Origin of the sequence: Microcoleus sp., assembly GCF_049646505.1 — a bacterium.
Lineage (GTDB): Bacteria > Cyanobacteriota > Cyanobacteriia > Cyanobacteriales > Microcoleaceae > Microcoleus.
Genome location: NZ_JBARVX010000207.1, coordinates 1 through 21,391, shown reverse-complemented (window position 1 = coordinate 21,391; position 21,391 = coordinate 1). Strand labels below are relative to the sequence as shown.

15 protein-coding genes are annotated in these 21,391 nt (G+C 44.8%); 7 read left to right on the top strand and 8 right to left on the bottom strand.

The genetic code is table 11. From position 1 onward, the window contains the following. Nucleotides 1–46: 46 nt before the first annotated feature. The 4 genes from WBA89_RS11315 to ribBA all read right to left on the bottom strand — a co-directional run bounded on the left by WBA89_RS11315 (nucleotide 47) and on the right by ribBA (nucleotide 6,962). Complete coding sequence (locus tag WBA89_RS11315; protein ID WP_424406403.1) at nucleotides 47–598, bottom strand: heme NO-binding domain-containing protein; 552 nt, start codon at nucleotides 596–598, stop codon at nucleotides 47–49. A gap of 791 nt (nucleotides 599–1,389) precedes the next feature. Beyond that, on the bottom strand, nucleotides 1,390–3,126 hold the full coding sequence (locus tag WBA89_RS11310) for a helicase HerA domain-containing protein (RefSeq protein WP_424406401.1): 1,737 nt from the start codon (nucleotides 3,124–3,126) through the stop codon (nucleotides 1,390–1,392). Between the two features lie 571 nt (nucleotides 3,127–3,697). Continuing rightward, nucleotides 3,698–5,137 carry a pentapeptide repeat-containing protein gene (locus tag WBA89_RS11305; protein ID WP_424406399.1) on the bottom strand — a complete coding sequence of 480 codons (1,440 nt, stop codon included), beginning with the start codon at nucleotides 5,135–5,137 and terminating at the stop codon, nucleotides 3,698–3,700. A gap of 28 nt (nucleotides 5,138–5,165) precedes the next feature. Beyond that, a complete protein-coding gene (ribBA, locus tag WBA89_RS11300; protein WP_424406397.1) occupies nucleotides 5,166–6,962 on the bottom strand; it encodes a bifunctional 3,4-dihydroxy-2-butanone-4-phosphate synthase/GTP cyclohydrolase II in 1,797 nt (598 codons plus the stop codon). A gap of 579 nt (nucleotides 6,963–7,541) precedes the next feature. Here ribBA and WBA89_RS11295 point away from each other — a divergent pair. Continuing rightward, nucleotides 7,542–8,444 (top strand): XDD3 family exosortase-dependent surface protein, encoded by a 903-nt coding sequence (locus tag WBA89_RS11295; RefSeq protein ID WP_424406395.1) that lies wholly within the window; start codon nucleotides 7,542–7,544, stop codon nucleotides 8,442–8,444. Nucleotides 8,445–8,584: 140 nt separating this feature from the next. Further along, on the top strand, nucleotides 8,585–8,812 hold the full coding sequence (locus WBA89_RS11290) for a hypothetical protein (protein WP_424406393.1): 228 nt from the start codon (nucleotides 8,585–8,587) through the stop codon (nucleotides 8,810–8,812). A 26-nt stretch (nucleotides 8,813–8,838) separates the two neighbouring features. Here the strand turns inward: WBA89_RS11290 and WBA89_RS11285 are convergent, their stop codons facing one another. Further along, nucleotides 8,839–11,493: a C39 family peptidase gene (locus WBA89_RS11285; protein ID WP_424406391.1), complete on the bottom strand. Its 2,655-nt coding sequence runs from the start codon at nucleotides 11,491–11,493 to the stop codon at nucleotides 8,839–8,841. A 378-nt stretch (nucleotides 11,494–11,871) separates the two neighbouring features. Then, on the bottom strand, nucleotides 11,872–12,312 hold the full coding sequence (locus tag WBA89_RS11280; RefSeq protein WP_424406389.1) for a peroxiredoxin: 441 nt from the start codon (nucleotides 12,310–12,312) through the stop codon (nucleotides 11,872–11,874). Between the two features lie 205 nt (nucleotides 12,313–12,517). Between WBA89_RS11280 and WBA89_RS11275 the strand changes: the two genes are divergently transcribed. The 4 genes from WBA89_RS11275 (at nucleotide 12,518) to ileS (ending at nucleotide 19,092) form a co-directional block, all read left to right on the top strand. Beyond that, nucleotides 12,518–13,708, top strand: coding sequence for an ATP-binding protein (locus WBA89_RS11275; protein WP_424406387.1), 1,191 nt, complete (start codon nucleotides 12,518–12,520; stop codon nucleotides 13,706–13,708). Between the two features lie 3 nt (nucleotides 13,709–13,711). Then, nucleotides 13,712–14,422: a hypothetical protein gene (locus tag WBA89_RS11270; RefSeq protein WP_424406385.1), complete on the top strand. Its 711-nt coding sequence runs from the start codon at nucleotides 13,712–13,714 to the stop codon at nucleotides 14,420–14,422. A 178-nt stretch (nucleotides 14,423–14,600) separates the two neighbouring features. After that, entirely contained in the window at nucleotides 14,601–15,011 is a 411-nt protein-coding gene (locus WBA89_RS11265) for an Npun_F0494 family protein (RefSeq protein WP_424406383.1), read from the top strand. 505 nt (nucleotides 15,012–15,516) lie between these two features. Continuing rightward, a complete protein-coding gene (gene ileS, locus WBA89_RS11260) occupies nucleotides 15,517–19,092 on the top strand; it encodes an isoleucine--tRNA ligase (protein WP_424406381.1) in 3,576 nt (1,191 codons plus the stop codon). Between the two features lie 238 nt (nucleotides 19,093–19,330). Here the strand turns inward: ileS and WBA89_RS11255 are convergent, their stop codons facing one another. After that, the gene (locus WBA89_RS11255) at nucleotides 19,331–19,576 is read right to left on the bottom strand and encodes a hypothetical protein (RefSeq protein ID WP_424406379.1); all 246 of its coding nucleotides are present in this window, start codon (nucleotides 19,574–19,576) and stop codon (nucleotides 19,331–19,333) included. A gap of 120 nt (nucleotides 19,577–19,696) precedes the next feature. Here WBA89_RS11255 and WBA89_RS11250 point away from each other — a divergent pair, with 120 nt between their 5' ends. Beyond that, on the top strand, nucleotides 19,697–20,758 hold the full coding sequence (locus WBA89_RS11250; protein ID WP_424406377.1) for an NAD-dependent epimerase: 1,062 nt from the start codon (nucleotides 19,697–19,699) through the stop codon (nucleotides 20,756–20,758). 363 nt (nucleotides 20,759–21,121) lie between these two features. On the opposite strand, the gene WBA89_RS11245 is transcribed toward WBA89_RS11250, so the two are convergent. Continuing rightward, on the bottom strand, nucleotides 21,122–21,391 hold a 270-nt coding region (locus tag WBA89_RS11245), incomplete at its 5' end, for a hypothetical protein (protein ID WP_424406375.1).

Genomic DNA, 21,391 nt, shown 5'->3' with positions numbered 1-21,391 from the left:
TTAATTAATTGATGAATAGCTCATGTTTGCGATCGAGGCTATAGCTTCAGTTAGATTTGTAGTGGATGGAGAACACGTCGTTATCTGCACCCTGAGTGCGATCGCTTGTTTGCTCAATTTCTACCTCTGTATGGAATCGGCACGCCAAGCCTTTCAAAAGCCCCTTCACCATTGGCGCCAACCCTTCCCGGTGAGAGTAATAGTGAAGTTCCATACTATTTTCGGAGTTGTCGGTACACTGAAACGAAGGCGGTTGAAGCTGGGGAAAATTCAAGCCTACGCGGGCGTGGAGATTGTCGAGGTTGCCTAGAAACTCCCGCAGGTTATCTCCCGCCAGATCGAGGATTTGGGCGTAGCCTTCGGAAGCGGTATAGATTACCCAATATTCCCCGAAAGCCTGTAAAATCTCGTCGGGGCTCATTCCTAGCACTTCGCTGGCGGAGTGTACTAGCCGGTGAGTCAAATCGTCTGGATAAGCTTCCATTGTCATGAAAAAGTCAATGTCTACATCTGCTTTCTCTTTGATGGTTTCCCAAGTCTCTTCTCCGAAGCGAGAACAAACCATTTCTTCGATCGCTTTGTTAACTAAACCGTACATTCACTGATCCTGCTTGTTATAGTTGTGTTTGTTTATACTGGAAATTCAACAGACTGGAATTTGAATATTTGCTACTTTCAAACTTGCGATCGCCCCGCAAAGTCACCCTATATTGTATCAAAAAATATATGGAATGTGGCAAAATTCCCTCACAATCCATTGTGACAGCCGAGAATGTCACAAGCAATTAATATAACTTAAACTCTGATTTGGGGTTTTCCTAAAGTTAGAGACGATCGCTCTTTCCTAATCCTAGCTGCTAAAAAATATTCAAATCCTTAGAACTTGCGTTTAAATGCCTAAATTTTATCTATCTTAAGTTGTGGAAATTGAGGATCGAGGATAGGAGGGGTGTAGATACGGGCTTCCTAGATGAGGGCTAATGTTATTGAACTGTCGATCGCCGCACTTTCTAATTGAGAATTCAATAGGTTTGGGTTAAGATTGTCATTGCGAAGTACGAAGCAAAATAAGAGTGTCTTTTTTTCAGGGATTTTCCCTGTCGGCATCTCTTATACCAAGCCCAATACGGTTCACTTAAAACTATTTATGTCCCGGAGTCCCCCCTAAATCCTCCCTTAAAAATGAGGACTTTTAGGGCAGTTTGTCCCTCTTTTTTAAGGAGCAATCAGTCTTGAGCGAACCGTATTGAACCAAGCCTATCGATTTATAATTCATGCAAAAACTAGCTGTTTCCTTCATGAGTAGGGGGAGAAAGTTTTTAGGAATCAGGATTAATTTACACTAAAAGTTAGGTAATTACTCCAATTAATCTAGGAATTGTCTATATCTTAAAATCCCAGATCCATTTTAGCAGATTCCGCCTCAGCAAACACCTGTTCGTCCGGCATTTCTTGCCAGTCAATATCCCCGATTTCTCTGTAGAATTGCTCGTCGTAGGGACGAGTCTGCACGACTACCGGCATCGGTACGGCGTGCCCCAAAACTAATGCTTGCTGTTTCGAGTCTAGTTTCGACAAAACCGATCGCAAACTTTGGCCTCCTGAAACGCCGGTAAAGATAGCATCAATGTCCTTATCGTCGTTTAGCAAAGCTGTGATCCGCGTTCCGACTTGCGACATCACCTCGCCGTCGATTCCTGACGGGCGCTGGTCTACAATCAACAGAGTTACGAAGTATTTTCGCATTTCGCGGGCGATCGTACCGAAAATAGTCGATCGCACGATCGCCGGATCGAGAAAGCGGTGAGCCTCCTCAATGGTAATCACCAAAGGCTGCGGGCGATCGCACGGATTCTTACTCTGCAAAAACTTCTCTGCTTTCTTCACGTAAGATGCGTGAATCCGCCGAGTAATCACATTTGCCGCCAACATATACGACAGCAAATCCGAGTGCGAACCAAACTCAATTACTACATTTTTCCCGCTATCCAAACACTGCAAAACTTCAGTTACATAATTTTTAGGACAGCGATTGCGAATGTATTTCAAATCATTTAAACGCTCTAATTTGCGCTGCAAAGCCATAATCGAAGATTTATTTCCCCGCTTTTCTTCACAAAACATTGAAATATCTTCGTTAGTCATTTCCAGCAACTTGTTGATCCAACCAGTTCCCAACTCATTTCGCAAAATAATTGCATTTTCGATACTAGCTTCCGACAAATTTAACTCCCGCTGTACCAGCGAGATATCTTCCACTTCAATTTGATCGAAACTCAAAAACAACTCTTGAGCGTCGCGAACTCCCCGACGCTTTGTCGATTCTGGATCGAGCGTATAAATCTGAATTTTATCGGGAAACAACTGCCGCAAACCTTTAACAGTGCTAAATTGTTTTCCTTCGGAAACCGCTTCCCACCCGTACTCCGAGTGCATATCAAAAATTAGATTGACAGCAGCTTGCTTGCGAATAATTCCCGACAAAACCAAGCGCGTCAGAAAAGATTTACCCGTTCCCGACTTGCCAAAAACTCCGTTGCTGCGTTCCACAAATCGGTCTAAATCCAAGCACACAGGAACGTCCATGTCAATCGGTTTGCCGATCGCAAAATTGCGGCGGTACGGGTCATCTTCCCAGCCAAAAACCGCTCTAAAATCGCTTTCTTTGGCATCAAACACCTGGGAAAAGTGGCTGGGAATAGTTTTGACCGGCAGCAACTCCATATCGGCCCCGCTTTGCGCCTCAAAAGAACCCAAATTGCCTAAAGCCAACTTTTTATCGGGGACTCCGTTAGCTGCGGGATCGAAAATTGCCTGCTGTTTTTCTCGTTCCGCTGTCAGCATTAACATCGGCGAAAGCTCGATCGTACCGTAGGTGCTGCTACCGGCGAGGACTGCGATCAGAAAATCGTCGCTGGGGTTGGGAGGGTTGGATAAAATGCGTCCGCTAGATGTTCCGAGAGACACGTCAGTTAGCATACAGAAAAAGTGCGATCGCACCCCCCGCACTACTAAAAATTTCCCCACCCTCATATCTTCCACCGAAACATCAGCGTGCAGTCGCACTTCTAATCCCTTGCTCAGGGAACCTTGAATCACAGAGCCTAACGGTTTGTCATTAGTCATTGGTTATTAGTTATTGGTTATTGGTTATTGGTTATTAGTTATTAGTTATTGGTTATTAGTTATTAGTTATTGGTCATTAGTTATTGGTTATTAGCTGATGTTGTTTGGCGGTATAGCGGTTCTCACAAAGGTGAGGTATGCTTTTAGGCTCGATGCTCGATGCCCGATGCCCGATGCCCGATGCCCGATGCCCGATGCCCGATGCCCGCGAGAGCACCTCATCTTTCTGAGAAAGGCTATAGTCTTTGTTTTATAATAATTACTTGTTAAGTGTTACCTGATGTTTTTTGTCCGCCTTTTTGATTTTACAGCTATTAGTTGTTAACTGCTAAGGCTAAGGAGCGAAAACTTAATAACTTAAGCACCTCCTACAGTCCTCCCGAAGCCGCGAGATAGAAGGAGGCAGAGCCTCCGCACCTGCATTACCAGGCTCTTCCTGGTAACGAGCAATGCTTTCCTGTCAAATGCTTTCGGATCGCCCCCCAAATAACAAATAACAAATAACAACTAACAAATAACAACTAACAAATAACAACTAACAAATAACAACTAACAAATGACAACTGACTAATTACCATTCCGATTCTAATGGCGGTTCAAAAAAACTCGGACTCAGCTCTACATCGGTCAAATCTGTTTCGCTCAAATAAGCATCTGTCAAAAATACGCCCTTCAAATTTGCCCCTTTCAGGTTAGCACCTTTCAGGTTAGCACCTCTGAGATTAACTCGGAATAAATGAGCGTCGCTCAAATCTGCCTCAGTTAAATCTGCTCCCTCCAAATTTACTCTCATCAAATCTGCTTTTCTGAGGTGTGCTTGGTTTAATTTAGCGCCGCTCAAGTTAGCTTTTGTTAAGTCTACACCTCTCAAGTCTGCGCCGCTCAAGTTAGCGAACAGCAAAGTAGCTCCGGTGAAATCTGTCTCCCTCAAATCGGCATCTCTTAGATTAGCGCCGCTGAGGTCGGCCCTTGTTAAGTCTACACCCCGAAGGTCGGCAGAACTCAAGTTTACTTGGTGCAAAATTGCACCGCTTAAATCGGCTCCCCTTAAATCTGTTCCCTCCAAGTTTGCACCTTTGAGGTAAGCTTTTTTTAAGCTGGCTCTGCTGAGGTCTACATTTTTGAGATTGACTGAACTTAAGTTAGAACTGCTCAAATTGGCTCCGCTTAAATCTGACCCGTTTAAGTCTGCTCCGGTTAAGTTTACCCCTTCGAGCAATACATTGGGAGCAATTAAATAAGCTCCGCCCATACGCAAATCGATGCCTTCTGAAAATAATGTTTGGTTGCTGTAAACAGCTTTTTCTACAATGGTAGCGATCAAACTGGCTTCCCTCAAATCTGCTCCGCTGAGGTTGGCTCCTGATAAGTTTGCCCGATCGAGCTTTGCTCCAAATAAAATAGCTTTGTATAAATTTGTCCGCCGCAAATCGGCTCCCTTTAAATCCGCTCCGGTCAAATCTACCATAATCAGATTTAATCCCGGAAGCGAGGCATTGGGAGCGAGCAAAATTGCTCCCAATTCCGCTGCATCGATATCGTCGGGAAAGATAGTCCGGTTGTTGTAAACGGCTTTGTCTAAAATGGTGCCGGTCATTTGAGAACCGCGCAAATCCGCGCCGCTGAGGTTGGCTCTGGTTAAGTTGGCTTCTTGAAGATTTGCTCCAACTAAATTGGCCTTGATCAAACTTGCGCCTTTGAGATTGGCTTGAGTGAGTTCGGCTCCTACCAGAGTAGCTTCTCGCAGGACAGCACCGGTCAAATCGGCTCTGGTGAGGTTGGCTAAATTGAGCAGTGACTCAGCTAAATCCGCGCCGCTGAGGTTGGCGCCGGTGAGATCGGCTTCGATCAAATCTGCATACCTGAGAATAGCGTCTTTGAGGTTGGTTTCTCGGAGATCGCTTCCTCTGAGGTTGGCTCCCCGGAATTCCGCACCGCCGAGGTTAGCGCCTTTAAGCGCTTGTCCCCGGAGGTCGAGCCGGTGCAGAAAGTCACCAACGTTCATTTCCATGTCAGATTCGCTCTTTTTAATGCTGAACCTAGCTTGACATTCCGCGGCCTGAATCGGGAAGAGCCGAAAAACTATAAATTTTTTGGGGTTGAAGCCTCGCGCAAGCCCAGGCGACTTGTTCGAGGGGGAAGGTTTCTCGATCGAGCTGGATTTGCAGGATTTTCAGCGGATCTCCACCGGAGGAAACCATGAATTCTAATGTTTGCAAATTCGGCTCTGTGCTGAGGTCGCCCAGAATTTGGGCGATCGCCTTGACATAAGGATGGTTTTGCTCTTTGTACCATTCCGGGGCCGCGAGTCCGGCTTGATCGAAGCCGAGGTGAACGATCAGGGAGCCTTCTCCAAACAAAGCTATGCCCACCGGCCGCGCTTCTTCTTGCAGCAGCAAGTCTTGGCCCGCCGCCAACTGTCGCAGTTTTTCCAAGTGTCCGTAACGACTGGCAATTCCAGACTGCTGTACCGGAATTAAAAGCTCTTTTCCTTCTTCTGTCTTTTGCTTCTCTCCATCCGTTACATCCCGTACATTGCTCGTGGCCGAACTTCCTTCTTCCTTCGTTTCGTTCCACCGAATCGCCACTGTTACTAAATAAGTTTGCAGCAGCATATGACCGAGTTTTTCGGCTTTTGTTGCCAAATAAATCGAGTTGTAATCTGTAGCTTCAATTAGTAAGGGGACGCGATCGGCAACTTCAATGCCGTAACCTTTCAAACCAGCAATTTTGCGCGGGTTGTTGGTAATCAACCGAATTTTTTTCACTCCCAAATCGTTGAGCATTTGCGCTCCAACGCCGTAGTTTCGCAAATCGGCGGGAAAGCCCAAGCGCTCGTTAGCTTCTACGGTATCGTATCCCAAATCTTGCAGCGAGTAAGCTTTTAGTTTATTTACCAATCCAATGCCCCGACCTTCTTGGCGCAAGTAAACTATGATGCCAGAACCGACATTTTCGATCATTTTCAGTGCCGCTTGCAGTTGCATCCGACAGTCGCAGCGCAGGGAACCCAAAGCATCGCCGGTCAGACATTCGGAATGTACTCGCACCATCACGGGTTTGTCCTTAAATTCTGCGGGGTCGCCCTTGACAATAGCAACGTGTTCTGAATTGTCTTGAGTGTCGCGGTAGGCGTAGATCGTAAAATCGCCGAATTCAGTGGGCAATTTGGCGACTGTTTCGCGGCGGACAAATCGATCGTGCTTGAGTCGGTAGCTAATTAAGTCAGCAATACTGATGATTTTGAGGTTGTAGGTTTTAGCGTACTCGATTAATTCCGGCAACCTGGCCATCGAACCGTCGGGGTTTTGAATTTCGCAGATCACGCCGCTGGGATAGAGGCCCGCGAGTCTGGCGAGGTCAACGGAGGCCTCGGTGTGCCCGGCGCGTTTGAGAACGCCGCCGTCGATCGCCCGCAGCGGGAAAATGTGACCGGGACGGCGCAAGTCTTGAGGTTTGGTGTCCGGGTGGATCGCGACTTGGATGGTGCGGGCCCGGTCTTCGGCGGAGATGCCGGTACTGACGCCGTTAACTGCATCGATGCTGACAGTGAAGGCTGTTTGATTGTTGTCGGTGTTTTTGCTGACCATCAGGGGCAGTTCGAGCCGATCGAGCCTGTCGCCGCTCAAGGCCAGACAAATCAAACCCCGCGCGTTCACTGCCATGAAATTGATGTTGTCGGGGGTGGCGAATTGGGCGGCACAAATCACGTCGCCTTCGTTTTCGCGGTTTTCGTCATCGACTACTACAAGCATCCGACCTGCTTTGAGGTCTGCGAGGGCGCTGTCAATTGAGTCAAAGTCGAAGGATTGAGTTGAGGTGTTGTTATTGGGCACTGAGAAGTTCAAGCTATAAACTGTATTGTTATGGAAATAGAATCTATTTTTGATTGTAACCTTTTGTATCCGACAGGACGATTCCTCGATCGAGATGAGTTGGACACAATTTCCCAGCTTGCATACTATAAAAATAGAAATTTGTCAACCAAAAATTGCCGGAGTATTGAATGAGCTTAACTGAGATCGCGCAGATTTTAGCTAAACCGTACTTCCAATCTCCTAACTGTCTAATTTACAATATGGATTGTTTGGAAGCAATGAAGCTGCTGCCAATGGAGTTAGTATTAGTGATTTTTTTTAAATGTAGTTGATATTAGACGATCGCCCGCGAAATCTTTACTAAAACTTTAAGAAAGTAGGCCAGATTCTGTGCTTTACTGAACATCTAAAAGAGTCGATCGAGCCTGGAGCATCTCCGGGTTGGTAAAAATATTTTTTTGTTCGAGTGCGATCGTCCCAGAAGAGCCAGTGTATAACGTGCGAGCTCTTCAAGAGTTCGCGCGCGTGAAAGCAAAACACAGATGCTCCCCATCGGCCGACTTGATTTTTTTTGAAACTGATTCCGAGGAGAATTTTATGAATGCCACTACTCAAAACAGTATCCACAGGACTTGCTCAGTAGCTGTTTTCTGTGCAATCATCGCGCTGCAGCCACAAAAGGCTACAGCAGCAACGCTATCTAACGGCTGGAATTATGCGATCGACTCCTTCAGCGACGGCGTGACGGGGCCCCAAATTGGCGGCGGCGCATTTGAATTTTACGGCATCGCGGTCAAAGAAACATCAGATACAGCTTTCATCGCCATCAACTCGAATCTAAGTTTAGCGGGATATGCAGACCCACTAGCCCAAAGAGGCAACATCAACTACGGCGATTTGTTCTTCAACTTTTCCGGTCAAAACTTCAACACAGCTAACGCAAATCGCAGTTTATTTGCCGTTCGCTTTGCCGAGGGAAATGACTCAGCCGTGGCGACAACAGGCGTTTACAGCAATGTCACCGCTAAAAGCGTCACCCAAACTAACTCCGGCTTTACCAATTTAAATCAATTCAACACTGTAGTTGCATCTCAAGGCGGTACTCCATCAATGGGCGATTTAGCTGCCACAGACCCCTATTTTGAACAAACAGGAGACTGGACAGTTCTCAACTCAATTGCTACAGGTACAAAAGTAGGAGAAATCAACTTTTTAACTCCCGCCACTTTGACCGCACTCGGTCTTAATTTTGGTCAATTTAATGCAGTAGGTTCTCAAACAATCGGATTCAGTTTCAACAAATCCTCAATGCCTTCGGGGAGCTATATTGCTAACTTTTTTGCCGAGTGTGCTAATGATGCGATCGCCATTAAAAGCTCCTTTGAAGCAAGCTCTCCTGAAGCTGTACCCGAACCTTCTACTTGGTTCGCTACTTTTGCCGGATTTGGGATTCTGGGTATGGGTGCGGCGAAACGCAAAATTAAGGGCAAGATTAGCTGAAATTAAAAGTTTGCAACACATTTAATATTGCACTTAGAACCCCGATTTCTTCCAGAATTCGGGTTTTGGATATTTTTGATCGGCCAGTCGGCAGCCACCGACGAAAGTTTGTGCATCAGTCTTAAATTGACACAAATGCCATGCCAACCCTACGCCGATCCGCAATCTCGATCGCACCTCATATCGTTTCCGGTTGCATCGGAATAATAAAATCGAGTCAACAATCAACAGTCAACAATCAACAGTCAACAGTCAACAGTCAACAGTCAACAGTCAACAATCAACAGTCAACAGTCAACAGTCAACAATCAACAGTCAACAGTCAACAATCAACAATCAACAGTCAACAGTCAACAATTCCGGTATGAGTGCAACCGGAATTGATATCAAAAGATTATCGAGAGATAAAATGCGCCCAAACATTCCCATCAGGCCCCGCAACTTGATTGACGTAACTGTAGGGATACATCAACTTTCTTCCCTCAGTATTGCTGTAACCGGTGAGTGCATCTCCCCAAGGATCTTGCACGATATAACCCTGAGAATTGTAGCCAATTAAAGTGATAATGTGACCGGCCGCCGTAAAATCCCCCGCTAAAACTACCGGCCGCCGATTCAACAATTGGGATCGCACATCCGCCCACTTACGAGTCGTACTAAAACTCGTCTTGAACCCGTAGGCCTGAATCAGCGCCGAAAGCACGCTGTGATCCGTTTGCGAACCCTGGCCGGCATAGTCGAAACACCACTGCAACAACTCATCCTCCAACTGTCCGCCCCACTTAGAACGAACGCCGTAGTAATAAAATACCATTGCGATCGCAGTTACATTGCAAGTAGACCAGTCAAAACGCGGATTGTCCCGCTGCGAAAAATACGGCACGTTCAATTCCACATTGTTCGGAACCGGATCGAAAATTTTATCTCCCCGTTTGAACTGAACAAAATTCGGCAAAATATAACCTGTATTGCCAAAATTCGGCAGTTCTTCAGTCAGGGCAACTTTGATATGACTGCCTTCCAAACCGTAGCTTTCCACGCCGTAAACTCTACCTAAAGGCAGTGTAGTTCTTTCAGTAGCACTTAGTTTGCTAGCATCTAACGGGCGTTTTTTAAACACATTTGGTTGCAGCATCGTCATCGTCAAAGCATCGGGATCGAAAGGAACTTCTTTGCCGTTTTTCTTGATTTGAACGTGCTGCCAATAAATAAATCCGACATTGCCGAAACCGGGAATAGATTCGGCGATAGTTACTCGGAAATGCCCCAAAATACAGGCATAACCAGTGATGGTATAGGTGCTGCCTAAAGTTATTTTCGCAACTCGATCTGCAGGCAGTTTGGATGAATCTACTGGTTGACTTTTAATCAGAGTTGTTTGAGTTACCAACAGTTCAGCGCCTCCGCTGTTGTTCGGTACGTCGGCGAGGTCAAACTTCAAGGTTTTCGTACCTTTGGCCAACTGAACGTCTGGTTCGTAAAAATAGCCAAAACTGCCGATCGGCATAATTGCCGAATCCAGAACCACCTTGAGATGGCCGTCAACAAATCCGTACTTGCTAACCGTCAAAGTTTGACCTGCTCTGACAAAAACTTTTTGCTGATTGTCGAGCCGGGAAGAATCAACCGGAGCTACCTTAAAAAAAGTAGCAGAAACTATCCTTAATTTCAAATCTTTTCCGACAGTCAGCGGATCGGAACTGACTGTAATGTAAACTATTTGGCTGGCGGTAACATTGCGTTTGCTGTCAGTTGCGCGCAACCTCAGCCAACGAGCTCCTGCTACGCTAAATCCTTTTGGCAAATTCACTTGCCAAGTGCCGGCTTGTTGGTTTAGCGTAACGGTTAGCGGAAATTTATCCTCAGCTATTACATCGACTTTTACCGCTTCCTGCTTGTCAAAAGTACCTCTGAGGACGATCGGCTGATTTACCAAAACTTCTGTCGGGCCTTGATAAGTTAAATTCGGAGCAGGGTTAAAAGATTTACCCCCGCGACTGAATTGCACGAAATCGGGAAAAACAAAACCCGTATTCCCAAAGGGCGGCAAATTTTCAGTCAGCGAGACTTTGACATCACCTTGTTCTGTAGAGAATGCGGAAACTCCGTAAATCATTCCCGCCGGCAAAGTAATTTTTTCTTGCGGTTGCAGGCTTGCCGCATTCACCGGCCGCTTTTTAAACACAGTAGTTTTGATAACAGTCATCGTCACAGCATTTCTATCAAACTGAATTCCTCTCCCGTTTTGCAAAATTTGGACGTGCTGCGAGTACAAAAATCCTGACTTGACAAAGTTAGGAATCTGGTTATTTAGGGTGACGCGAAAATGATTTTCTACGCAAGCGTAGCCGAGAATATTGAAAGTTTCTCCTTGATAAAATCGGACTTTCTGATTTTCTGCTAAAGTAGCAGAATCTGCGGGATTGCGCTTTAACCAAGTTTTTCTGTTTACCCACAGCAACAGCATTCCAGGCGGCGGGGCGGGTAATTGGGCGCGATCGAATATCATGATTTTTGCGCCGTTTGTGATGACTGCGTGCTTTTCGTAAAAAAAGCCGGAATTCCCTACCGGAGCGATGGGATTCTTTAATTGAACGTTCAGATGTCCGTCTTCTAACTCGTAGTCGGTAATTTGATAAGTTGTTCCTGCTGGTACGTCCGCTTTTTGCAGCTCGTTGAGACTGCTGCTGGGTACTGTTCCGACTTTGAATCTGGTAAATTGGAGAATAATTAACGTAAAAGAGCGATCGGGCGTGTTAGAAGCAGGATTAACTTTGATGCTAATTGTTTGTTCGCCGATAACTTTGCCAGTCTTATCAGTTGCCTTCACCTGCACTGTGCGAGTTCCAGGGCGATCGAATCCTTTCTCTAAACTGATGTTCCAAATGCCTCTAGATAAATTCATCTCAGCATTCAGGGGATTTGAGCCTTCTGCTGCTGAAATCGCCGCCACTTGATTTTTGTCAAAACTGCCAACTAAGACAGCGGCTCGATTTGCCTCAACTTCTTGTGGGCCTAAGTAACTCAAAATACTGGTACTATTTGTCATTTAAATCTCCTTGAGCGATGTCGATCGTCTGTATACCTCGCTTGTAGCCGAGTCTCGATCCCCCTAAATCCCCCTTAAGAAGGGGGACTTTGAGTTAACTATTGTCTAGGCTTAATCAGAGGGACTTGGAGTTAACTTTTGTCCACCCTTAAGAAGAGAGACTTGGAGTTAACTCTTATCTAAATTTAATCAGAGGGACTTGGAGTTAACTCTTGTCCACCCTTAAGAAAAGAGACTTGGAGTTAACTCTTGTCTAAATTTAATCAGAGGGACTTGGAGTTAACTCTTATCTAGGCTTAATCAGAGGGATGCAGGAACACTCTTGTCCCCCCCTTCTTAAGGGGGGTTAGGGGGGATCTCCCGGTTTAAAAACAGGCGTTAAACTATGGTGACAAGAATATCTTGAGCGTGAGAGTCAACTTTCATCGTTTCCCCTTCATAAACCTGAATAATTTTGCCGGTGCCGTCGATAACAAAGGTGACGCGCTTGGCATAATCGCCTTTCTCGACATCGTAAGCTTTGGTAATTGCGCCATCAACATCTGCTAATAGCTGGAAAGGCAAACCGTATTTTTCTGTGAACTTTTGGTGCGATTCTTCGTTGTCGCGGCTGACACCGAGAACTACAATGTCTTTGCCCTTGTATTCTTCATGGGCTGCTTTGAAGCTTTGAGCTTGTCTGGTGCAGCCGGGGGTGTCGTCTTTGGGGTAGAAATACAAGATTACGGTTTTACCGTTGAAGTCGGAGAGGGAGACTGTTTTGCCGTTGGTGTCTTTGGCGCTGAATTGAGGAGCCGCGCACCCTACTGGTAATGTCATAGTTGTGTTTCTCTTGGAATTTATAAATGTATTTTAATTCATTTTGTGCTGCGAGGTTCGGGATTGAGTTCATTCCAGTAAAAATTTACGCTTGAAAATAATTAGCTCTGGTGATTGTCTGCCTTGATTTGCGGGCGATCGCGTGTTAGATTATTGGTGTTTGATCCTATTGTTATAAAAATTTTGTAATAAAGGTAACAATTTTATGAAGCTAGATATTTTTGAGTATGTGTATAATAAAGGTCTGCCTGGTGAATGGCGAGTTGAAGAATGTCGATTAAGCAAAACAAATTTACTTGTAGGTAAAAATGCTAGTGGTAAATCAAGAATTTTGAGGGCAATACATACTCTATCAGAGTTACTATCAGAAAGTGGCTCTCTTGCTCCCCGACCCAAAAGCTATGAATGGCGTTTGTTGTTTGATATTGATCGACCTGAAGAAAAAACAGAATATATATTGAAAATAGAGAAAGGTCTGGTAATTCAAGAAAAATTAATTATATACAGTGAAAGTGATAAGCCACTTTTAGATAGGCATGAATCAGGTGAAGGTACTATATTCGCCAAGAAAATTAAGCAAAATATTGATTTTCAAACTGACAAAACAGAACTCGCAGTTGTTAAGCGTAGAGATTCAATTCAGCATCCATTTTTAGAGAATTTATATCAATGGTCTAGTTCCCTAAGATTTTATGAGTTTGGAGCACAGCTAGGGAAAAATACTATGGCTCATATTCGTTTTACAATGGAATTACTTAAAAATCAAACCGATTTCAAGGATTCTAATTTTGTGGTAGGTATATTTGTGATTGGAAAACAGGAAATAGGCGAGCCGTTTATACAAGCAATTCTCTCTGACATGAGAGAAATTGGTTATAAATTATCAGAAATTGGCACAAAAGTGCCATCTTTAATCAATCCCGATATTTCGGTTGATAGCCCCGATAACTTACCACAGTTTTTATATATTCAGGAAGAAGATTTAACTTTTGTTACAGAACAATCAGAAATTTCACAAGGAATGTTTCGAGCTTTATCATTGTTTATTCAAATCAATTACTCTTTACTAGCAAGTAAGCCTAGTTGTATTGTGATTGATGATATTGGAGAAGGGTTAGATTATCAACGATCTTCCTCTATAATTAAAATCCTAATTGAGAAAGCTGAGAGAGGATTAGTTCAACTTATTATGACTACCAATGATGAGTTTATTATGAATGGTGTTCCGATAGAATATTGGTCATTGATTGAACGAACTCCTGGGAGTGCAAAATTACATAACATTTATAATTCACGCGAGAAGATTGAAGAGTTTAAGTTTATTGGACTTAATAACTTTGATTTGTTCACCAGTGAGTTTCTGTTACAAAAAGAAGGTGATGAAGAGGCAGCATAAATTATGGCACCAAAGAAAATTGCTTGTTTTGTTGAAGGACAAACAGAACAGATATTTGTTGAAAGGTTATTTCGGGAAATTGCTGGATACAAAAAAATATCTATTGAAACTTTTAAATTTCAAGGCGGTAAAGATAATCGTATAATTCAATCACTTAAACCGAGTATAGTAAAAGATGATCCTTTCTTTGTTCTTTTATATAATTGCGATTGTGATTCTCAGGTACTTTCTGACATCAGAAAACAGCATGAAAGTCTAACGAATAGTGGCTATGAAAAAATTATAGGACTTAGGGATTTATACCCGCAGCCTTTAGAAAAAAAGCAAGAAATAGAAAAAGGAATCAGAGGATTTTTGAAACCTTTGCAAAAAATAGGAATTCCAATTTCTGTCATTTTAGCTGTAATGGAAGTTGAAGCATGGTTTTTAGCAGAATGGAATTATTTGGCGAAAATAGATAATCGTTTAACCTGTGATTTTATCCTACAAAAATGTGGTTTAGACCTAATAATTCTCGATCCTGAACAAAGGGGACATCCTAGTCAAGATTTAGATGAAATTTATCGATTAGTAAGTAGAAATTATGATAAAAGTGAAAAAATATCGCAAGAGATTATAAATAATCTTGATTATGAATTTTTGTATTTGCACTTGGTTAACAGTGTTAAGCAACTAAAAAAGTTTATTGATGAGATAGATAGTTTCTTGGTTTAGTAAATCATATCAAATCCGGTAGCATCGGAATGATTCAGATATATATTCTCTCCCTCTGTGTACTCTGTGTTCTCTGTGGTTAAATCATTCCAATGCAAGCGGAAACGATATCAACCCCGAAACTTAGCATAAAATCTGTAACAATTAAAAACATAGTACCTATTCAAAAATTCTCTCAATGACTTTTATCCCCTCCGAAGCGTTTAAATCTATTAGTTATCCCAGCCGCACTGTCAAAAGAGCCGATCGCGCCGTCCGCTGTTCCCCTTTTCAATTACACTTCTTCCAGACCATCCGCGATAACAGCGTTTTCCTCAGCGCGATCGCCTCAAATTCCGGTGTCGAAAGCGGCTACACCCGATCGCCCGTATCCGAACTCGCAGCCGAAAACTCCCTGCTGTGGCTGATTCAAGTAGGCGTTTTGCGGCGCGAAGTAGACGGACAAGGGATTACCGACAGTTTTCGCCTCACGCCCCTGGGCCGCCAACTCGTGGAACAATGGGAACAGGAAGCAGATAAAGTGCCGGATGCTTCATTGTGCGATCGCCTGGGAAATGCTGTTAGCCGCGGGTTCGGACTGTTTGTATAAACTTTTCTCGCCCTCTGGGGCCTGACACAGAGTCCAACAGTCCGACCACGATCGCACCATAGCATTTTTTGAAGAACCGGGCGCGATCGTCCCCTGGTTGACTGAGTAGCGCAACCTCAATTTATGAATGATTTTTTAACCGCAGAGGGCGCAGAGGGCGCAGAGGTAGAGAAGAGAGGGTTCTCTACGGATTTGGTTCGATCTAATGTGCGGTCGATCGCCTATACTGGAATATCTGGTTGTCAGCTCTTCAAGGACGAGAGAGGACTAAATTCCTTGCTAAAAACTAATTATGATTATTTCACCGGACTTGATAAGTAAGTCCACCTAACTAAAAATAAGATATTGATGGCTGAAAAAATTGCTGTACAAGCATTCTTTTTTCCTTCTTCTTCCTTCTTCCGACGGACATCGGACTTACATCCGTTACATCCGTTACATAATCCGTTGCCGAACTTCCTTCTTCCTTCTACTAACAACTAACTACATAAAACGTTTCTCAAAAATGGAAGCAAAATCCTACAAAGACACCGTAAATCTGCCCAAAACCAAGTTCGATATGCGGGCTAACGCCGCCCGTCGCGAACCGGAACTGCAACAATTTTGGACCGATCGAGAAATCTACGATCGCCTTTCCCACAATAACCCAGGCGATTTGTTCGTCCTCCACGACGGCCCGCCCTACGCTAACGGACAACTTCACATCGGCCACGCCCTCAACAAAATCCTTAAAGATTTTATCAACCGCTACCAAATGCTGCGCGGCAAAAAAGTTCGCTACGTGCCCGGTTGGGATTGTCACGGATTGCCGATCGAACTTAAAGTATTGCAGAACATGAAATCGGAGGAGCGGCTCAATCTTACGCCGATCGAACTCCGCACCAAAGCCGCCGCCTTCGCCGAGAAAACAATGGAACAGCAGCGCGATTCCTTCCAGCGCTACGGCATTTGGGGCGACTGGAAACACCCGTACTTAACCATGAAACCCGAATACGAAGCCGCCCAAATCGGCGTTTTCGGTGAAATGGTGCTCAAAGGCTACATCTACCGCGGCTTTAAACCGGTTCACTGGAGTCCGAGCTCGAAAACTGCCCTCGCCGAAGCTGAATTGGAATATCCCGAAGGCCACGTCTCGCGCAGCATCTACGTCGGCTTTCATGTGAAAAAATTGTCAAAATCTTTGCAGTCGAAGCTCAAGCGCTATATGCCGAGCCTCTGGGCCGCGATTTGGACGACTACCCCTTGGACAATTCCGGCAAACTTGGCGATCGCAGTCAATCCCGAACTGATGTATGCGGTGGTGGAACCGCCGGCAAATTCCCACATCGCACAACAATTTATGTTAGTCGCTGTCGATGCGGTCGATCGGCTGTCGGCAACTTTTAACACTCAATTAAAAATACTTGCCACCTTCTCAGGTAAAGAATTAGAAGGCTGCACCTACAAACATCCGCTGTTCGATCGCGAAAGCCCGATCGTGGCCGGCGGCGACTACATTACCGCTGATTCCGGGACGGGATTGGTACACACCGCACCGGGCCACGGACAAGAAGACTTTATCGTCGGAAAACGCTGCGGTTTGCCAGTTTTAACTCCCGTAGACGAAAACGGAAATTTCACCGCCGAAGCCGGAGAGTTTGCAGGTTTAAATGTCCTTGGAAACGGCAACAGCGCGGTGATTGAGGCATTGGAAAAGGCAAATTGTTTGATTAAAGAGGAAAGTTACGCTCACTCTTATCCTTACGATTGGCGCACTAAAAAGCCAACAATTTTTCGGGCGACAGAACAGTGGTTTGCCTCCGTTGAAGGATTTCGAGATGAAGCCTTAAAAGCCATTTCTAATGTGAATTGGATTCCCGCCCAAGGGGAAAATCGAATCACAGCAATGGTGGGCGATCGATCGGATTGGTGCATCTCCCGCCAGCGGACTTGGGGCGTTCCCATTCCGGTATTCTACGACGAAGAAACCAACGAACCGCTGTTAAATGAAGAAACGATCGCCCGCGTACAAGCCATCTTTGCCGAGAAGGGTTCGGATGCTTGGTGGGAATTGTCGATCGCCGAATTGCTGCCAGAATCTTACCGCAACAACGGCCGCACTTACCGCAAGGGTACCGACACGATGGATGTGTGGTTTGACTCCGGTTCTTCTTGGGCTGCAGTTGTCAAAGGGCGATCGGAATTAAACTATCCTGCTGATATTTATTTGGAAGGTTCAGACCAACATCGGGGCTGGTTTCAATCCAGCTTGCTAACCAGTGTAGCAACCAACGGCATCGCTCCTTACAAAACAGTTTTGACTCACGGTTTTGTGCTGGATGAAAAAGGCCGCAAGATGAGCAAATCTGAAGGCAATGTCGTCGATCCGGCCGTCGTAATTAAGGAATACGGGGCAGATGTTTTGCGGTTGTGGGTGTCTTCGGTAGACTATTCTGCCGATGTGCCTTTGGGCAAAAACATTCTCAAACAGCAATCGGATGTTTACCGCAAAATTCGCAATACAGCTAAGTTTTTGCTGGGAAATTTGCACGACTTCGATCCGGCAAAAGATGCTGTAGCTTACGAGGATTTGCCAGAACTCGATCGCTATATGCTGCACAGAATGGGCGAAGTTTTTGCGGAAGTTCAAGATGCTTTTGAAAACTTCCAATTTTCCCGATTCTTCCAAACGGTGCAGAATTTCTGTACGGTGGATTTGTCTAATTTTTACTTGGATATTGCGAAGGATCGGCTTTATATCAGCGCGACAGATGCCCAGCGCCGCCGCAGTTGTCAGACGGTAATTGCGATCGCTGTGGAGAATTTGGCAAGGGCGATCGCACCTGTTTTGTGTCACATGGCTGAGGATATTTGGCAGTACCTTCCCTATCCAACTCCGTACAAGTCAGTATTTGAGGCTGGTTGGGTGGAGTTGGAGGAAAAATGGCACAATCCAGAATTGGCTGCGCGCTGGCAATATTTGCGGCAAGTGCGCGGCGAAGTTAACAAGGTTTTGGAAAAAGCCAGGACTGAAAAGGCGATCGGTTCTTCTTTGGAAGCTAAGGTTTTATTGTACGTTCCCGATGTCGAAAAAAGACAGCAACTGCAAGCTTTGAATCCCAGCAGTGAAGGATTGATGGATTATGTGCGATCGCAAAATGCAGCGATCGAACTAACCGCAGAGGAGAAAGCAAAAGCAGTACAAGATCGACTGGAAGAAAAAGCCGCAAGTGTTGCCAAAGCCTTGACAAAAAATACTGTTAATGTAGAGGAAGAAACAGTCGCCAAGAACAATGCAGGTTCTGAAATCGTAGAGTATTCTGCCCCTGAAGAATCGGCTTTAGACTTCCAGCAAATGTTAGATCGCAGCGCCCAGTTTGTCGCTGATTTGCCTGAATACGCGGGCAACTTTATCGCAGAATACCAAAAAATTCTGGTAACGCTTGGGCTGTTAGCTTCTGTATTGGTAACGGGTAGAGTAACCCTGGCGGTTTTGGATACGATGAATCAAATTCCTCTCTTGGAAGTCTTCTTTAAAGTCATCGGTATCCTATTTACAATCTGGTTTGCTTTCCGTCACTTGCTGTTTGCAGAAAACCGTCAAGAAATTGGACAAACAATTGATTCTCTGACAGCAGATGTGCTGGGACAAACAACTGCGATCGTGCTTATTGCAGAAACACAGGCGATCGTACTAGCGCCCGCAGTAGAGACAGCGCTTGTACCAATACAGTCGCAAACATCCGCAGCCCAACCAAGTTTTGCAGAAATACCTGCAATCCCGAAAGCAGAATTAAGTGCGAAGCCCAAAGCAGAAACTCCTGCTGAAGTAGCTGTACACCACCATTCTGCAAGTGGTAGCAACGGTGTAGACGAATTGCGCTATTTGTTCATCACATCAGAAGTTGAACTGATCGAATCGAATGCAGCGATGGCAGAATTGCCGTACAGTTACCAATCTCCAGAGTTGGCGATTGGTGTAGTCAAAGCAGACGGCCAAAAGTGCGATCGCTGCTGGAATTACTCAACCCACGTCGGAGAGTCGATCGAACATCCGGCAATTTGCGAACGCTGCGTCTCAGCAGTAGACGGCAAATTTTAACGCAGGATGTGTAATAAATAGTTTGTCATTGCCAGTGAAACGAAGCAATCGCTTAATGTCCGCCATTGCTTCGCTTCATCTCTCTCTTATCTTCTCTTCCTCTGCGTGCTCTGCGTTCTCTGCGGTTAAATCATTCCGATTATTCAAATTAAAAAAGCAATGGTTTACGCAGAAGGTTTTTTAACCTGGATTTAGTATGAGCCAGTTCTAATATTCTTGACAATTGTTGTATAAATTATCAAGAACCTGAAACTCTATGTTTCCTGCATAAATTAAAGCCAAAAATTCCCACAAAAAGCAGGAAAAACACCACAGCAGGAACTATCCAAAAAGCACCACCCCCAATCAAACTATCGCCTTCTGGCGTGATGCAGCTAGAACGAGCAGCCTCTATGCAGTCCCGCCATTTCCAGTAGCGCACGTAAAAAACATAAAAGAAGAATGCAGACAAAAACAGACAGACATTCATTAAAATATAAGACATCTGCTTAAAAAAACAGTTGACCGAAAAAGTAAGAGAATTTCAGGGCTGCTTGCTAAATAATTTTAACATTTTCAATTAGCGCACTACCATGAAACTCTCACCCATTACCCATTACCTGCAATGAATATTTTAGTCACAGGTGCAGCCGGCTTTATCGGCTATCATTTAGCCCAAAGATTACTATCCCAAGGGCAACAAGTTTACGGCATCGATAACTTAAATGACTATTACGATGTCAACCTCAAAAAAGCGCGTTTAGCTCAACTCCAGACGCATTCGCAATTTACTTTTGAATATTTAGATTTGAGCGATCGCCCTAGCATATCCCAACTTTTCCAAAACCACAAATTTGACCGCGTTGTTCACCTCGCCGGTCAACCGGGCGTTCGCTACTCGCTGGAAAATCCTCACGCCTACGCAGACAGCAACCTGACAGGATTTATCAACATTTTAGAAGGCTGTCGCCACAGCCAAATCGAGCATTTAGTTTTTGCTTCTTCCAGTTCCGTTTACGGTGCTAATACTAAAGTTCCCTTTGCAGTTAGCGATAACGTCGATCATCCGATTTCCCTTTACGCCGCCACCAAAAAAGCTAATGAACTGATGGCTCATTCCTACAGCCATTTGTACGGTTTGCCGATTACGGGATTGCGCTTTTTTACAGTATACGGCCCCTGGGGAAGACCGGATATGGCTTATTTCAAGTTCGTCAAGGCGATCGCCGAAAACAAGCCCATCGACGTTTACAACTTCGGCAAAATGCAGCGCGATTTCACTTACATTGACGATGTAATTGAAGGAGTTGTGCGAGTCATGGCAAAACCGCCTCAATCGATCGCCCAAAATTCTGCCACCACGGCTCCCTACAAGATTTATAATATTGGCAATCATTCCCCTGTGGAATTGTTGACTTTTATCGAAGTCATTGAAAAAGCAACGGGGAAAACAGCCGTTAAGAATTTTTTGCCAATGCAGCCCGGTGACGTACTTTCTACCTATGCAGATGTAAGCGATTTGATGCAGGATGTAGGATTTAAGCCCAGTACGCCGATCGCCCAAGGCATCCATAAGTTTGTAGAATGGTATCGAGACTATTACGGCGCTGCGGGCGAGAACTCTTACAGTCAAGAGGCTGCAGAGATAGAACATCTTCCCAATGGCGATCGTTTGGCCAAAGTTTAAGCGCCAACAATATTTACTAATGTGTTTAAAAACGCATTAGTTTTACCGCTATTGGTTCGTAGCGCAGACTGAATTTTCTACTCGTTACCAGGAAGAGCCTGGTAACGCAGATAGGCGAGGCTCTGCCTCCATTTTCGCAGGCGAAGCTCTTCAAGAATGATATTGTTTCCGCTTGCATCGGAATGATTTAACCACAGAGTACACAGAGTACACAGAGGGAGAGAATATATATCTGAATCATTCCGATGCTACCGGATTTGATATGACATCGATTCCTAGCCTCTTAACCAGTTATTGAAAATGATTTAGGATTGCTATAGATGCTCCCGATTAGAGGAAAACGAGATAAATCGATTAGCAAAACTATTTCCGGTCAAAAAAACTGCAGACAATTTCACCCGGGTTGTTTTGTCCAAACGCCAAAACAGTGCCATCTTTCTTAACCGTAGTGCGATCGCGACAATTATAGACTTCCAGAGGCTGTTTAACTCGATCCACACTCAGAGTTACCCTGTACTCCCAATAATTTTTCGCACTGCGTTTGATATCGACAATGCAAATCTCGCGCCCTTGATAATTTCGGCAAACAGATGCCTCAGCCGGCAGCGCCACCCAGAAAACAGATATTAATAG